Source organism: Streptomyces sp. NPDC059957 (genome assembly GCF_042730015.1).
Classification (GTDB): Bacteria; Actinomycetota; Actinomycetes; order Streptomycetales; family Streptomycetaceae; genus Streptomyces.
On sequence record NZ_JBHWMB010000010.1, the window covers coordinates 83,568 to 97,729 of the forward strand.

Consider the following 14,162-nt stretch of genomic DNA (forward strand, 5'->3'; position numbering starts at 1 on the left):
GGGTAGGCGCGCGGCAGCCCTCCCGTGGGGAGCCGGGAGGGCGACGAGCCCGGGATGGTCCGGAGCCACACCATATGCACGGGCTTGGGCAGGCCGGTAGGCATATGACAGGGGAGCTTCAGGTGAGGGCTTGACGTACTTGCGCACGTGCTCGGGCCTTTCTTGTGCCGAGACTTCGCCACGAGTATCACCAGTGACGCCCTTGCTCGCCGAGGTGGGTCAAGGATGAGTGCCGGTACTCGTGAAGGCCCCACCCGGTTCCGGGCCCTGCGGTGGAGGTGGCTTCGTCGAGGAGGGCCCGCGCTTGATCACGGGAGAGGCGGCCAGACCCGTGTCCGGGCAGACGTCTCGGGCGCTGGCGACCTTTCCCGGGCCGGGCTTTCGGTGGCCGATGAAGACTGGGCCGTGGGAGCGTCCCTTGAGGAGGCGGGGGCAGGAGGCGCGCCGTGCCCGCGCCCCAGTACACGGTCCCGACCACTACCTGGCGAAGTCCCTCAACGGCGCCGACGCCGCCGAGGGACTGGAAGCGTTCGGCTTCGCCGAAACCGCCGAGATCCTCCGAAGCCGACACGGCCTCGGACCTTCGGGTGTGGCAAGCAGCCCCACCGCGAGCGGCAGGGGCGATCATCCGTATGGCATCCCATCGCGAACCAACCCTTCTGAAAGAGCCGCCTTTGAGCTGGGGCTCACTGCGGGCGTCACCTGCCGCCGATCTTCGGGTGCACACTGGCGGCATGCCGAGACAACTCGAGAGCGACGCAGTACTGGTGATCGACGGGACCGAACGGGCCGTCTACGCCCGGGTCTCCATTTTCGACGAAGGCGCCCAGGCGAAGACGTGGTTCGGCTCCATCCGCTCCGACGAACCCGGGCTCGAGCGGGAACTGCTGAACGCGCGCGCGGCCATCCTGCGCATGCCGGACGGCAAGGAGGGATCCATCAGAGCCAGCGACGGGCCGAGCAGCAGCCGGGGCGAGGTCGCCTTCACGGGGAGTGGACAGCCGCCCACCTGACCCCGGGGCACAGCAAAGGCCCTCACCCGGAAGGGGGTGGGGGCTTATCGCACTCCAGTTTTCACGCGTCGGTCACTAGACGGTCGATCCGCTGGTTGAGCGCGTCCTTGACGACGGTGAAGTCGTCACGTGTCTCCTGCGCCGCGTCCTTCGTGCAGCCCGTCCGACGAACGCGGCGGCAACGGTCGTCGCCGTGCCGGCCCCGATCTGCACCCTGGTGTCACCGTTCACAGGGAAGGCCCGGCCACAGCACTAGCGTCCGTCCACCGGGCTGCGAGGGCGCAGAACTGACCTCCGCCGCGTGGCGAGTTTGTCGGTCGCAACTGTCGCCAACAGCTCGACATCCGCGCTAGGCGAGTCAAGGGTGGTGTAAGGCGAGTTGTTGATGCTGCCGAGCGACACCGTGCCGTATCCGACGACCGCATTCCGCACGGCAGCCGCATAGCGGTAAAAGGCCGCAGTGCGCTGCCCAGAGTCCCGCATTGCCCGCGTCAAGTCGCCATGGGGGAAGAAGTCAGCCCGCTGCTGCCGGGACATCTCCAGCTGGACGCCGGCCGACCCCACGTTGGTGTTGCAGATGTTGTCCGGGGCGCCGCCTGCAATCTCCGCGGGTGCATCCGAAACCGTAAATCCGGCCGCCCTCAGTGCGCATGCGAATCGGGCGCCGAGTTCCTCGTCGAGACCGCCGAGCGCGGTCACCGCCACCCCCTCCACGCCGGTATAGCCGTGGAAGGAGATCGTGCGGGTGCTGGCTTTCACGAGTGCGACGGCCATCGGTTCGTCAAAATTCGTGGACGTGATGTGGAGGTCGGTATTCCCGGAAGGCTTCAGGCCCTTGAAGTCGTAATACGCCATGCCGGTGCCACCGGCGGATACCTCGTAGGCCATCTCGCTGGACCCGGCCTCAATGCCGCCTCCGTGGATTGCGATCGCGGCATACGTGGCTCCGGTCGGCGTGACTGCGGTCCGGTTGTAGTCGACGCCCTCCGTCTCGGCAGCGGCGAGCGATGCGAAGTCTGGGTAGAGATCTCCCATGTCAGGGCGCCTGCACGCTGAAGTCGCAGGCGCCGGCGCCCGAAGTCGTCCATGGCCGCCCGGCGTCTGACGTGCCCCGGCCAGAGGCGGTCATTGCCTCACCGCCGGCCTTCACGTCGAGGAGCACGTCCAGCAGATCAGTGGTCCACAGCGGCCCCATCGGTGTGGCCGACAGGAAGTCGGTGTCGTCCGAGTCCGAGTCCGAGTCCAAGTCCGAGTCCACGTCCGAGTCCGCTAGGTCAGTGATGCGGATGATGTCGCCAGGCTGTAGCGCAGCCACCTCTGGGACGAGTTTCCACGGTGCGGTCATTGCTGAGGTACCAATCAATCGTCGACCGGCGTCAGCCGCGGTATGAGCTGCCCGTAGGCGATGGTCAGCCGCGGGGTTTGGTCGTACAGGGAGATATGCGACCGGTACTGGAGTCCCGCCTGCTCACGGTCCTCGTACAAGATCCCGCCGTCGGCATCCTCTCACTCGCCGAACAGGCTCATGAGTGTGCCCGGCCGCTGAGGGCCCATCTCGGTCGCCGAGCCCGGACCGATAGGAGTGAGTGTGCCGGCCGAGTCGTGCAGGTCCACCACGAACGAGGTGCTCGTCCAGTAGCAGGTGCCCCGGAGGGCGTAGCCTTCCTCGGGTGGCGAAGATCGTGACGTATGTAGAGATGACCGACCCGGGTCAGCTCGTTCCCGGTGCGCCGGTCCCGGGGCTGGAGCTCGTCGCCGTCGGCGACGACCTGTCGCTGGTTCCCGACGTGATGGCCAGGATCGGCGCGCCGTACCGGTGGCGCAGCGCCCGCCGCGGCCCGCAGGAGTGGCAGGCGTGGTTCGCCGAGCATCCGGACCTGACGTGCTGGCTGCTGACCCTGGCGGACGAACCGGCCGGCATGGTCTGTTACGACCTTCACCCGGGCGGCGACGTCGAGATCAGGACCTTCGGGCTCCTGCCGGAGTTCACCGGGAAGGGGCTCGGCGGTCATGCGCTGACTCTCGCGATCCGGCAGGGCTGGCAACTCGTACCGGACGTGCGCCGGGTGTGGCTGCACACGTCGTCGGCGGACCACTTGAACGCGCTGCCCAACTACCACCGCCGCGGGTTTCAGACCTTCAAGACCGAAGAAGAACCGTTGGATTCGGGCAGGCCCTAATCAATGGCGGGCCCGCCGGGCGTGCGGACATGATCGCGCCATGACCGCACAGACGATCACAGCAGCTGCATCCGGCACGTGGACGCTCGGCGACCTCACGGTCAACCGGATCGGCTTCGGCACGATGCGCCTGCCCCAGCACGGTGAGGCACTCGCGGCCGAGGCCGTTCCACGGGACCGCGACCAGGCGATCGGCGTACTGCGCCGCGCGGTCGAGCTGGGCGTGAACCACATCGACACCGCCGCGTTCTACTTCTCCTCGCTGCGCTCCGCCAACGAGCTGATCAACCGGGCGCTGGCTCCCTACCCGGACGAGCTCGTCATCACCACCAAGGTCGGACCGGGCCGCGACCCCTCGGGCCAGTGGCTGCCGCACGCCACCCCCGAGCAGTTGCGCGGCCAGGTCGAGGAGAACCTGCGCCAGCTCGGCCGAGACCACCTCGACGTGGTGAACCTGCGCATCGTCGGCAGCGACTCGATCGCCGAGCGCTTCGGCGCGCTGGCCGACCTGCGGGCGGCCGGACTCGTCCGGCACCTGGGCCTGTCCAACGTCCGCCCCCACCACCTTGCCGAGGCCCAGGACATCGCGCCGGTGGTCTGCGTCCAGAACATGTACGGAATCGGCGCGTCCCCGGAGCAGCAGGAGCTGCTGGACATCTGTGGCGAGCAGGGCATCGCCTTCGTGCCGTTCTACTCGATCGCCGGTACCGGACGCACTGCCGGCGTGAGCGCCGACGCGGCCACCGACCCCAGCGGTGCGGTCCACTCGGTCGCCCGCTCCCACGGCGTCAGCGCGGCCCAGATCCGGCTGGCGTGGACGCTGCACCAGGGCTCCCACGTCCTGGCCATCCCGGGCACCGGCGACCTCGGCCACCTCGCCGAGAACGTCGCCGCCGGCCGTCTGCGCCTGTCCGGGAGCGACCTCGCGATCCTGGCCGCCGCCCAGGAGGGGACGGCATGAGGAGGTGGCCGGACGGCCGCGGGCGGCCGGTGACCGGGCTGTGGCACGGCCGCACACGGCCTAGCTGTATTGACCCGCAGCGTTGTTGACGCGGCTGATCGGCGGGTGTCCGCCCAGTGCGGTGTGGCAGCGGTGGTGGTTGTAGGTGTGGAGGAAGTCTGCCAGGGCTGCTGTCCGCTCGTCGTTCGAGGTGTAGGGCCGTAGGTAGGCCCATTCCTCGAGGAGGGTGCGGTTGAAGCGTTCGACCTTGCCGTTGGTCTGCGGCCGGTAGGGCCGGGTTCGTTTGTGGGCGATGCCTGCCGAGGCCAGGGTCCGGGTGAAGAGCTTGGACTTGTAGCAGGAGCCGTTGTCGGTCAGGACGCGTTCGACGGTGATGCCGTGGGCCGCGAAGAAGGCGTTGGCCCGCTGCCAGAACCCGGCGGCGGTCTCCTTGCGCTCGTCGGTGAGGACTTCGCTGTAGGCGAGGCGGGAGTGGTCGTCGACGGCGGAGTGGATGTAGCTGTAGCCGATCACCGGTGTACTGCTTCTGCGCTGGTCGGTGGTGGCCTGCCGGTTTCGGTCGCCTGCGGTTCGGCCGACCACGCGCCATCCGCCGCCGTCGGGGATGTTGCCGAGTTTCTTGATGTCGACGTGGACGAGTTCGCCGGGCCGGTCGCGTTCGTAGCGGCGGATCGGCTCTCCGGTGGGCCGGTCGAGCCAGGCCAGGCGGTTCAGGCCGTGACGGGCCAGGATGCGGTGCACGGTCGAGGCGGGCAGGCCCAGGATCGGGCCGATCCGGGCGGGGCCGAGCTTGCGGCTTCTGCGCAGGTCACAGACGCGGGCCTCGAGCGCGGGTCGAGTGCGGTGCGGTGTCGTGCGCGGTCGGCTGGAGCGGTCGTGAAGACCCGCGTCGCCTTCCGTCCGCCAGCGGCGGACCCATTTGTGGGCGGTGGCTCTGGATATGCCCATCTCGGCCGCGACATGCGCGACGGGGCGGCCCGAGCGGACACGTTCGACCAGCAGCCGCCTACCGAAGACGGTCAGCCGGGCATTACGGTGGGACACGAAGACCTCCGTTGCGCAATGGGTTCCTAGACAGCTCCCACCACACCGGAGGTCTTCGCCATGTTCAAGACCTAACCAGTGTCAACAACGCTCGTGATCAATACACCTAGCCTGGGGGAATGACCGCCACCGCCGGGCGCGAGCCCCAGTCCGACCTACGGGACTTCCTGCGTTCCCGCCGTGCCCGGATCGGTCCCGAGGAGGTGGGCGTCGCCGCTCACCCGGGAAGGCGGCGCGTGCCCGGGCTGCGGCGCGAGGAGGTCGCGCAGCTCGCGGGGGTCAGCGTGGACTACTACACCCGGCTGGAGCAGGGCCGCACCCTGCACGCGCCCGCCGAGGTGCTCGAAGCCGTGGCCCGTGCGCTGCGGCTCGATGCCACCGAGCGGTCCCACCTCTTCGACCTGGCCCGCCCGCAGCGGGCCGCCGGGTCCGGGCGCGCCGCAGACCCGGCGGCGGCCGGCGCCCCCGGTAGCGCGGAAACCGCCGGCCCGCAGCGGGTCCGGGCGGGCCTCCACCGGGTACTGGACGCCCTGGCGGACGGCACCCCGGCGATGATCATGGGGCGCCGGCTCGACGTCCTGGCCGCGAACCGGCTCGCGGAGTCCCTGTACGCAGACTTCGGCGCACCCGAGACGGACACGGTGGAGCCGGGCACAGTGACGCCCGGCACAGTGGAGCCGGGCACAGTGGCGCCCGGCACACCGGGCCGACGCGGCCGCAATCTGGCGCGGTTCCTCTTCCTCGACCCCGCCGCCCGCACGCTCTTCGCCGACTGGGAGAGCGCCGCGCGCGGAGCCGTCGCCGCGCTGCGGTTCTACGCCGGGAGACACCCGTACGATCCGGGGCTGAGCCCGCTCGTCGATGAACTGGCGGCGTTCGACGGGGACTTCCGGCGTTGGTGGGCCGGGCACGACGTGCTCGAACACACCCACGGCACCAAGCGCTTCCGGCATCCCGCTGTCGGCGAACTGGCCCTGGAGTACGAGTCCCTCACCTTCCCGGACGACCCCGACCAGACGCTCTACCTCTACACGGCAGAGCCGGGATCCCCCTCCGACGAGGCGCTGCGGACCCTCGCCTCGCGTGCGGCGCGGCCGGCCGGTGCGGTGCGCCCGGGGCGCTGACGCCCCGCCCTTCTGGCACACTGGGCCGGGTTATCCAGGCGGTGCAGGACAGGAAACCGGTGCGAATCCGGTGCGGTCCCGCCACTGTGACCGGCCACCCCTTGCGGGGACCCGGGAGTCAGACACTGACGCACCGCCTCTTTCGGTTCGACCAGGGGACGCGGATCCCCCGGAGAGGCTTCGCCATGTCTTCGTACCCCCGTGCGCTGCTGCGCGCGTTCCTGCCCGTCCCCCTCCTGATACCGCTGGCCGCGTGTGGGGGATCACCCGCGGCGCAGGACGCGAAGGCGGCGGCGGGCACCACGCCCGGTTTCCCGTACACGGTCACCAACTGCGGTGTCACCAGCACCTATCAGGCACCGCCGCAGCGTGCGGTCGCCATGAACCAGCACGCCACCGAGATCCTCCTCGCCCTCGGGCTGGAGGGGAAGACCGTCGGGACGGCCTACCTGGACGACGCCGTACTGCCCGCCTACCGGCCCGCGTACGACAAGATCAAGGTGCTGGCGAAGGAGTACCCCTCCAAGGAGATCCTCCTCGGCGCCAACCCCGACTTCGTGTACGGCGGTTACTCCAGCGCTTTCGACAAGGCGCAGGGCCGCGACCGCGAGGCGCTCGCGAAGTCCGGCATCAACTCACGCCTCAGCGTGGAGTACTGCACCGACGGCAAGGTCGGCGTCGACCAGCTCAGGACCGAAATCACCGAGGTGGCACGGACCTTCGGCGTACCCGAGCGCGGCGAGCGGTTCATTGCCGACGAACAGCGCCGCATCGAAGCCGTCAGCACACGCGTGAAGGACGAGGCCAAGCCCGCCGTCTTCGTCTACGACTCGGGCGAGGCCTCCGCCTACACCTCGGGCGGCAAGGGCATCGGCAACGAGATCGTCGCGCTGGCGGGCGGCACGAACGTGTTCGCCGACCTCGACGACACCTTCGGCGACGTGTCGTGGGAGAAGGTCATCGAGCGCAAGCCCGAGTTCGTCCTCATCTACGACTACGGCGGCACCACCGTCGAAGCCAAGAAGCAGCGCCTGCTGAAGGATCCGGCACTGGCCCAGGTACCCGCGATCAAGAACCAGCGGTTCGTCGTGCTGCCGCTGTCCTCCGCCGTGCTCGGCGTCCGCGTCGCCGACGCCGTCGAATCGCTGGGCGCCCAGCTCCACCCCGACGCCGCGTGAGCCTCCGCGCCGCCCGCGCGTTCACCCGTACGCCGGTCGTACTGGCCCTGCTCGCCGCCGCGCTGGCCGCGTCGGCCCTGGCGGGACTGGCCCTGGGACCGGTACGGATCCCCCCGGGCCAGGTGCTCGACATCGTGCTCGCAGGGCCGGGACCCGGCGGGGGAGCAGGCGCCTTCGGGGCGATCGTGTGGGACGTCCGGATGCCGCGCGTCCTGCTCGGGGCCGTCGTGGGCGCGGGACTCGCCGTCGCGGGAACCGTACTCCAGGCCCTCGTGCGCAATCCGCTCGCCGACCCCTTCCTCCTCGGAGCCTCCTCCGGGGCCTCGGCCGGAGCCGTGCTGGTGATCGTCTTCGGCGCCGGATTCCTCGGCTTCGCGGGCGGCACCGCCGTACCGCTCGCCGCGTTCGCCGGGTCGATGGGCGCGCTCGTCGCCGTCTACGCGATGGCCCGGCGCGGCGGCACCATGACCACCGGCCGGCTGATCCTCGCCGGAGTCGCCGTCCAGTACGTGCTGTCCGCCCTGACCAGCCTGATCCTGGTGCTGGCCGCCCATCCCGACCAGATCCGCAGCGTGCTGTTCTGGACCCTCGGCGGGCTCGGCGGGGCCCGCTGGGGCGAACTGGCCCTGCCCGCCGGGGCCCTGCTCCTGGGCACCGGGCTGCTCATCGCCCTGGCCCGGCCGCTCGACCTGCTGCTCGCGGGGGAGGAGGGCGCCCGGACGCTCGGCCTGGACACGAGCCGGTTCCGGGCCGCCGTGTTCGTCCTCACCTCGCTCGTCATCGGCGTACTGGTGGCCTACAGCGGGGCGATCGGGTTCGTCGGGCTGATGGTGCCGCACGCCGCCCGGATGGTCGTCGGCGCCGGGCACCGGGCGCTGCTGCCCGTGGCCGCGCTGGGCGGGGCGGTGTTCCTGACCCTGGCCGATCTGATCGCCCGTACCGCCGCCGCGCCGGAGGAGATTCCGGTGGGCGTGGTCACGGCGCTCGTCGGAGGGCCGTTCTTCCTGTGGATGCTGCGCAGGTCCACCCGTACCGAAGGGGTTGTGGGATGACGGCGGTACGGCAGACGGGTCCGGTGGCCGACCTGGTGGCGGGGGCGGCGGAACTCGCCGTCGAGGCCGTGCGTTACGAGATCGAGGGGCAGCCGCTGCTGCACGGGATCGACCTCACCGCCCGCCCCGGCGAGACGGTCGGAATCGTCGGCCCCAACGGCAGCGGCAAGACGACACTGCTGCGCTGCGTGTACGGCACCCTGCGCCCCACGGGCGGGCGCGTGCTGCTGGACGGCGTGGACGCGGCCTCGCTGGGCGTCAAGGACCGGGCCCGGCGGGTGGCGGTGGTGCCCCAGGACGCGGCCGGCACCTTCGGGCTGACCGTGCGCGAGGTGGTGGCCATGGGGCGCAGCCCGCACAAACGGTTCTGGGAGCAGGACGGGCCCGACGACGTGCGCCGCGTCGAGCGGGCCCTGGACACCGTCGGCGCGGGCGCCCTCGCGGACCGCCGCTTCGACGGGCTCTCGGGCGGCGAGCGCCAGCGCGCCCTGGTGGCCCGCGCCCTCGTGCAGGACCCCGGCCTGCTCGCCCTGGACGAACCGACCAACCACCTGGACATCCGCTACCAACTGGAGATCCTCGGCCTGGTCCGCGCCCTGCCCGCCACCGCGCTGCTGGTCCTGCACGACCTCAACCTGGCGGCGGCGTACTGCGACCGCCTGTACGTCCTGGCGGGCGGCCGCGTGGCCGCCTCGGGCACCCCGGCGGAGGTCCTGACGGAGCCCCTGCTGGCGGAGGTCTACGGGGTCCGCACCCGCGTCGGCACCCACCCGACGACGGGCGCGCCGAACATCGTCTACCTTCCGGACGACGGGGACCGAACGCGGTGCTGAGACGGACGCGACGGCGGGCCGGGACGGGCCGGAGTTCGGGGAGGCGATGAGCCGGCGGCGGGGGGGGGGGGGGGGCCGGGGGGGGCGGGGGGATTTGGGCGGGGGTGGCGGCCGCCCCGGGCCGGTCCTACTCCTTGAATCCGCCGTACGGGACCGTGATCAGTTCCATGCCGTGGCCCGAGGGGTCCTCGAAGTAGACGCCGCGGCCGCCGTCGTTGTGGTTGATCTCGCCGGGGCGCTGCCCGTGCGGGTCGGCGAAGTAGGTGATCTTCGCCCGCTTGATCTTCTCGAAGGCCTCGTCGAACTCGGCCTCGGAGACGAGGAACGCGTAGTGCTGTGCGGTGATGGACTCGGCGGGGATGGTCGCGAAGTCCAGGGTGACGCCATTGGCGACCTCGACGGGGATGAAGGGGCCCCAGGGGGCTCCGACTTCCAGGCCGAGGAAGTACGCCAGGAACTCGGCCGACTCCCGGCGGTCACGGGAGTGGATGATCGTGTGGTTGAGCTGAACTGTCATGAGTGGATGCCTCCGAAAGGCACGTCCCGGCACCTCCATGCCTCACCCAGCCGGTGACCGACACGCGATGCCGCGACATGATCCTAAACACCCCTTGCGGGTGGAGTCCAGTGCGTTCGGGGTGGGGGCTAACCCCCGTACACCGCCTTCACGTTGTCCTTCGCCGGATGCGTCCGCCCCGCCGGGCCGGCCGCGAAGGCGCGGAGCAGGTTCTCCGTCACCCGGGTGGTCAGGGCGCCCGCGCGTGCGTCCAGGCCGTGGTTGGCTCCGCTGCGGCCGTCGCCCTTCGCGTCGAGGGCCTCCACCCAGCGCATCGTCCCCGTCGCGAAGACGGCGGCGCCGCTCGGCGTCGTGTAGTACGCCGTGTCCTGGTGGCTGGGGCGGCCCTCGCAGACCACGGGGGAGTGCGCCAGGATCTCGATCGGGCGCGGGGTCGTGAAACCGGTGTTGACTTTGTCGTACTCCACGCCGACCAGGTGCGGAAAGCTGTCGCCGGCCTTCGCGCCGGTGCCCTCGAAGAGCCAGTGACCCGGGTGCGTCACCACGTAGGGGGCGTCCACCGGGTAGCCGTCGTAGATCACGCCCAGCAGTGTGCTCTCCGGGTCGGCGGCGGGCGGGGACCGGAAGTCGACGGTGGCCGGGTGGCCGCGCTTGAAGCCGGGATCCTGCTCGTAGGAGGACTTGTAGCAGACCACCGTACGGTCCGGTCCGAGCTCGGAGGCCTCCAGCCGGATCCGGCGGTAGCAGCAGTTCGCTCCCAGGATCGCGATGTTGGTGCCCGCGTCCCGGGCCGCCGTGATGTGCGCGCGCTGCTCGGGCGACCAGTATTCGTCGTGTCCGAGGGAGAGGACCGCGGAGGCGCCCTCCAGCAGTCGCTTCTCCCGGGCCACGTCGGTGGTCGTCGTATAGGCCAGGGGGATGCCGAGCCGCTCGGCGAGTGCGAGCAGCGGAGCCTCGTACACGAGGAAGAGGCCCGCGCCGTCGTCGTACTCGTAGGGCCGGTCGAAGGTCACGGCGAGCGAGCGCGAGGCGTATCCGCCACTGGGGCCGTCGTAACTGCCGTAGCCGCCCCAGCGGTTGTACGCCTGCCAGGTCGCCACCGCGTTGACCACGACGGTACGTCCGGTCGTGGCGGCGGACCGCACGGTGACGGGGACGAACCGCTGGCCCTCGCCGCCCTGCGCGTCGAGGCGCAGCAGGTAGCAGCCCTCGGGCCAGTCCTTGGTCTCGATGGTGGTGCTACGGGCCCACCGGGTGCGCACCGTACGGGTCGCGGTGTCCACCGTGCGGTCGGGCCGGCGCACCCCGGGCAGGGCCTCGGAGCGCCAGACCAGACGGGCCCGGGCGCCGCCGTACCAGCCCATGCGGTAGGCGGAGACGGTGAACCGGGGCGCGGTGGTGGAGACGTGCAGGCCGAAGGACTCGCCGGGCAGCACGCTGACCCGGTCGGCGAAGCCCTCGATGGCGCGGGCCGGGCCTGCCTTGGCGACCTGCCAGTCGGGGTTCCCCGGGCGGGCGTTCTCGGCCCGGACGTCGAAGCCGCGCGGCCCCTCCTGCTTCTCCGGGGGACCGGACGGATTCCGGCTCTCGCCGGGCCCCGCCCCGTCCGCCTTCGCGGCGTCCCCGTTCGCGCAGCCGGCCACCGCCCCCAGCCCGGCGGCGGTGGCGGCGGCCCCCGTCGCCAGGGCGAGGAACCGCCGCCTGCCCGCGCCTTCGCCGTCCCCGGATATGTGCTCCTGATCCATACGGGTCACGCTATGTCACCCCGTGGGCTTCGCTTTTATCGCCCCGCGGGGTGTCCGGAGATCATCAGGAGACGGTCAGGGAACCTCCGGAGATCACCCCAGCCTCACCTTCACCACCTGGCTCGCTCCCTCCCGGGCCATGAGGCTGCCGAAGCCGAGCTGGAGGGTGCTCCCGGTGCTCGCCGAGACCAGGCTCGCCGGCTGGGACAGCACCTGGGTGACGGGCCGGTTCCACACCAGGGTCAGTCCCGACAGGGTGCGGGTCGGGTCCGAGACGCAGACCACGGCCGTGCCGTCGCCGGGCTCCCGCACCGTGACCGAACACGGCGCACTCGCCTGCAGGGCGCCGATCGTCGCGGGCTGCCAGAAGTTCACCCCGGTGAAGCCGAGCGAGCCCACCCTCACCCCCTGGGCGGTCGGGTTGTTGGCGAGCACCGCGAGCCAGCCGGTGGCGGCGGACCGAGCCGAGGTCTGGGCTGCCGAGGCCCCCGGCATCAGCTGGTAGACGTAGCTGCCCGCGGACGGGTTCGTCCCGTGGTCGTACCAGAGGGTCAGATAGCGCCGGGTCAGGACCGTGGTGGAAGCACTCCGGTTGATATCGCTCCACCGGCCGCCGCGGGCCTCGCGCAGCGCCCGGAAGGTGCCCGAACCCGACATCACGTAGCCGCCGAAGCCCGCCAGGTGCGCCCAGCCGGGCTCGGGGAAGGAGGCGGTCCAGCCCAGCGTGGCCGGCTGGACCGTGCCGCCCACGGTCAGGGCGTGGGTGCCGGTCGCGCCCAGGTTCCGGTTGTCGATGACCGTGTCGACCGCGGCGCCGTCGGTGGAGCTGATCCCGGCGCCCAGACAGACCACCGTGTCGTCGAGGAAGAACCAGGATTTGCGGGCCGTGAGGGTGCTGCCCAGGCCCTTCAGGTGCTGGCCCACCGAGGCGAACTCCCCGTCGGTCGTGCCGCCCACCCACGTGACGTCCGGCCGGGAAGCGCCCCAGTCGCCCCCGGCTCCGTCGGCCAGCGCCTTGCGGGAGGCGGTGGTTCCGGGCAGCCGGTACGGATTGACCGTGGGCCAGAACGCGTCGGAATACTGGCCGTTGCCGGAGGTGGAGCCCCACCAGGAGAGCATGCCGCTGCCCGTGTGCCAGCCGCGCAGGTTCTCGCCGTTGCCCGTCTCGTAGTGCGTGATCCGCTTCGAGGCCATGGACAGGGAGGCCGCCCAGGCCGGTCTGCGGTGCGTGGCCCGGTCCATCGAGGAGAACAGCCGGTGCGCCACGGGCTCGGGCAAGGCCGTCACCGCTGCGTCCGCCGAGACCTCGGAGAGCCGGGCCAGGGCCGACAGGCTCTGGGTGGTGTCCGCCAGCGGGGGGCTGTAGTAGTCCCGCGCCGTCCAGCCCTTCACCAGACCGCGCCAGCGCGTCCGCTCGGCGGCGGACGCCCCCTCGGCGAGGAGCAGGATCGCGGCGAGGACGGAGTGCCCGCGGGTGTGGTCGTCCAGCTGCGCCTGGAGGGGATCGGCGACCTGGACGCCCCGGCTGGGGGCCCGCCCCGAGACGGCGTCCATCATCAGCCCGTTGTAGAGGAACGGCGCCCACGCGTGCTCCACCGCGTCGAAGACGATCTGCGCGCCGGGCGCGGTCACCTCCCACGCCGTCCCCTTCAACAGCCCGAACAGCATGCCCAGTCCCCCGAGCATGACCGAGCCGTACGAGCCGGTGTACGCGACATGGGTGTGCTGGATGAAGGAGCCGTCCCGGTAGAGCCCGTCGCCGGAGGTCACGTACGGGAACACCGGCGTGAGCGCATCCCGGGCCAGGGCGATCTTCGCGTCGTCACCGCCGACCACGCCGCGCAGCGCGAGCACCCGGCACAGGTCGACCCGGTTCGCCCCGGTGCTGGTCCCGGTGTACGAGCCGACCGAGGAATCCGGTACGAAGTGGTCCACGGCGGCGCAATAGCCGGCGAGCTGCGCCGCCGACAAGTGGCCGTACATCAGGACGACGGTGTCGAGCAGCGCCTGGGGGGCGCCGATCTGCCAGCACCACCAGTTTCCGTACCGCGCCTGGCCGGCGTTGTAGACCTGGGTGTGGAGGTGGTCCAGCCCGGTCAGCACCGCCGTGCGCAGCGCGGCGTCGCCGGTGAGCCCCGTCCCCGGTCTGACGTAGGCCTCCGCCATGCCGCGCAGCCGGTAGTAGCTCTGCGCCATCCACTCGGGGTCGGTGGTGAAGACCTGGTCGGGCCAGAGCGAACCGGTCGCCGGGGCCATGGAGGAGCGCCACTGGCCGGCCTGCGCGCCCAGTGCGGTCAGCCGGGTGCGGAAGGGCTCCGCCGTGGGGGAGGACACGGTCCCCAGGACGAGGCCCTGCCACACTGCGCGCATGGCGGCGTGCACCGAGGTCACGGTCCCGGCGGTCGCCGGGAAAGCGGGGGTGCCGAGCAGGACCACGCTGCCACCGACCGCCGTGAGGAAGGCACGGCGGCTCCACACATCTGTCATCACAGTCTCCTTTGACTGAAACGCTGCT

Annotated in this window: 14 protein-coding genes, 1 pseudogene and 1 riboswitch; of the genes and pseudogenes, 7 read left to right on the forward strand and 8 right to left on the reverse strand. The window is 71.3% G+C overall.

Features of this window, described 5'->3' with window-relative positions:
- Positions 1–78: 78 nt before the first annotated feature.
- Positions 79–478, reverse strand: a pseudogene (locus tag ACFWBW_RS09555) (site-specific integrase); the annotation flags it as partial.
- Between the two features lie 256 nt (positions 479–734).
- Between ACFWBW_RS09555 and ACFWBW_RS09560 the strand changes: the two are divergent.
- Entirely contained in the window at positions 735–1,013 is a 279-nt protein-coding gene (locus ACFWBW_RS09560; RefSeq protein ID WP_385370015.1) for a hypothetical protein, read from the forward strand.
- A gap of 252 nt (positions 1,014–1,265) precedes the next feature.
- Here the strand turns inward: ACFWBW_RS09560 and ACFWBW_RS09565 are convergent, their stop codons facing one another.
- The 3 genes from ACFWBW_RS09565 to ACFWBW_RS09575 form a co-directional block, all read right to left on the reverse strand.
- Positions 1,266–2,048, reverse strand: a complete 783-nt coding sequence (locus ACFWBW_RS09565) for a poly-gamma-glutamate hydrolase family protein (RefSeq protein ID WP_385370017.1) — start codon at positions 2,046–2,048, stop codon at positions 1,266–1,268.
- 1 nt (position 2,049) lies between these two features.
- Positions 2,050–2,271: a hypothetical protein gene (locus ACFWBW_RS09570; protein ID WP_385370019.1), complete on the reverse strand. Its 222-nt coding sequence runs from the start codon at positions 2,269–2,271 to the stop codon at positions 2,050–2,052.
- 101 nt (positions 2,272–2,372) lie between these two features.
- Complete coding sequence (locus tag ACFWBW_RS09575) at positions 2,373–2,498, reverse strand: hypothetical protein (protein ID WP_385370021.1); 126 nt, start codon at positions 2,496–2,498, stop codon at positions 2,373–2,375.
- A 185-nt stretch (positions 2,499–2,683) separates the two neighbouring features.
- On the opposite strand from ACFWBW_RS09575, the gene ACFWBW_RS09580 reads away from it, so the two are divergent.
- Together ACFWBW_RS09580 and ACFWBW_RS09585 are read left to right on the forward strand one after the other, a co-directional pair.
- A complete protein-coding gene (locus ACFWBW_RS09580) occupies positions 2,684–3,193 on the forward strand; it encodes a GNAT family N-acetyltransferase (protein ID WP_385370023.1) in 510 nt (169 codons plus the stop codon).
- A gap of 40 nt (positions 3,194–3,233) precedes the next feature.
- A complete protein-coding gene (locus tag ACFWBW_RS09585) occupies positions 3,234–4,154 on the forward strand; it encodes an aldo/keto reductase (RefSeq protein WP_385370025.1) in 921 nt (306 codons plus the stop codon).
- 60 nt (positions 4,155–4,214) lie between these two features.
- Here ACFWBW_RS09585 and ACFWBW_RS09590 read toward each other — a convergent pair whose 3' ends face one another.
- Positions 4,215–5,198 carry an IS481 family transposase gene (locus ACFWBW_RS09590; protein ID WP_385370027.1) on the reverse strand — a complete coding sequence of 328 codons (984 nt, stop codon included), beginning with the start codon at positions 5,196–5,198 and terminating at the stop codon, positions 4,215–4,217.
- A 119-nt stretch (positions 5,199–5,317) separates the two neighbouring features.
- Between ACFWBW_RS09590 and ACFWBW_RS09595 the strand changes: the two genes are divergently transcribed.
- From ACFWBW_RS09595 to ACFWBW_RS09610, 4 genes are all read left to right on the forward strand, one after another.
- Positions 5,318–6,322: a helix-turn-helix transcriptional regulator gene (locus ACFWBW_RS09595; RefSeq protein WP_385370029.1), complete on the forward strand. Its 1,005-nt coding sequence runs from the start codon at positions 5,318–5,320 to the stop codon at positions 6,320–6,322.
- Positions 6,323–6,333: 11 nt separating this feature from the next.
- Positions 6,334–6,470, forward strand: a riboswitch (cobalamin riboswitch).
- A gap of 37 nt (positions 6,471–6,507) precedes the next feature.
- Positions 6,508–7,500 carry an ABC transporter substrate-binding protein gene (locus ACFWBW_RS09600; RefSeq protein ID WP_385370030.1) on the forward strand — a complete coding sequence of 331 codons (993 nt, stop codon included), beginning with the start codon at positions 6,508–6,510 and terminating at the stop codon, positions 7,498–7,500.
- Entirely contained in the window at positions 7,497–8,552 is a 1,056-nt protein-coding gene (locus tag ACFWBW_RS09605; RefSeq protein ID WP_385370032.1) for a FecCD family ABC transporter permease, read from the forward strand. Before ACFWBW_RS09600 ends, ACFWBW_RS09605 begins: the two co-directional genes overlap by 4 nt.
- The gene (locus ACFWBW_RS09610; protein WP_385370034.1) at positions 8,549–9,385 is read left to right on the forward strand and encodes an ABC transporter ATP-binding protein; all 837 of its coding nucleotides are present in this window, start codon (positions 8,549–8,551) and stop codon (positions 9,383–9,385) included. The genes ACFWBW_RS09605 and ACFWBW_RS09610 overlap by 4 nt, the downstream gene beginning before the upstream one ends.
- Positions 9,386–9,512: 127 nt before the next feature.
- On the opposite strand, the gene ACFWBW_RS09615 is transcribed toward ACFWBW_RS09610, so the two are convergent.
- From ACFWBW_RS09615 to ACFWBW_RS09625, 3 genes are all read right to left on the reverse strand, one after another.
- Positions 9,513–9,902 (reverse strand): VOC family protein, encoded by a 390-nt coding sequence (locus ACFWBW_RS09615; RefSeq protein WP_243332163.1) that lies wholly within the window; start codon positions 9,900–9,902, stop codon positions 9,513–9,515.
- A gap of 128 nt (positions 9,903–10,030) precedes the next feature.
- A complete protein-coding gene (locus ACFWBW_RS09620) occupies positions 10,031–11,647 on the reverse strand; it encodes a N,N-dimethylformamidase beta subunit family domain-containing protein (RefSeq protein WP_385370036.1) in 1,617 nt (538 codons plus the stop codon).
- A 93-nt stretch (positions 11,648–11,740) separates the two neighbouring features.
- A complete protein-coding gene (locus ACFWBW_RS09625; RefSeq protein ID WP_385370038.1) occupies positions 11,741–14,134 on the reverse strand; it encodes a polysaccharide lyase 8 family protein in 2,394 nt (797 codons plus the stop codon).
- Positions 14,135–14,162: the final 28 nt, after the last annotated feature.

Excerpts from the sequence above, each read along its gene's own strand:
- ACFWBW_RS09560 (WP_385370015.1), top strand. The coding sequence starts at position 735 with ATGCCGAGACAACTCGAGAGCGACGCAGTACTGGTGATCGACGGGACC.
- ACFWBW_RS09565 (WP_385370017.1), bottom strand. The coding sequence starts at position 2,048 with ATGGGAGATCTCTACCCAGACTTCGCATCGCTCGCCGCTGCCGAGACG.
- ACFWBW_RS09585 (WP_385370025.1), top strand. The coding sequence starts at position 3,234 with ATGACCGCACAGACGATCACAGCAGCTGCATCCGGCACGTGGACGCTC.
- ACFWBW_RS09595 (WP_385370029.1), top strand. The coding sequence starts at position 5,318 with ATGACCGCCACCGCCGGGCGCGAGCCCCAGTCCGACCTACGGGACTTC.
- ACFWBW_RS09600 (WP_385370030.1), top strand. The coding sequence starts at position 6,508 with ATGTCTTCGTACCCCCGTGCGCTGCTGCGCGCGTTCCTGCCCGTCCCC.
- ACFWBW_RS09610 (WP_385370034.1), top strand. The coding sequence starts at position 8,549 with ATGACGGCGGTACGGCAGACGGGTCCGGTGGCCGACCTGGTGGCGGGG.
- ACFWBW_RS09615 (WP_243332163.1), bottom strand. The coding sequence starts at position 9,902 with ATGACAGTTCAGCTCAACCACACGATCATCCACTCCCGTGACCGCCGG.
- ACFWBW_RS09620 (WP_385370036.1), bottom strand. The coding sequence starts at position 11,647 with ATGGATCAGGAGCACATATCCGGGGACGGCGAAGGCGCGGGCAGGCGG.
- ACFWBW_RS09625 (WP_385370038.1), bottom strand. The coding sequence starts at position 14,134 with ATGACAGATGTGTGGAGCCGCCGTGCCTTCCTCACGGCGGTCGGTGGC.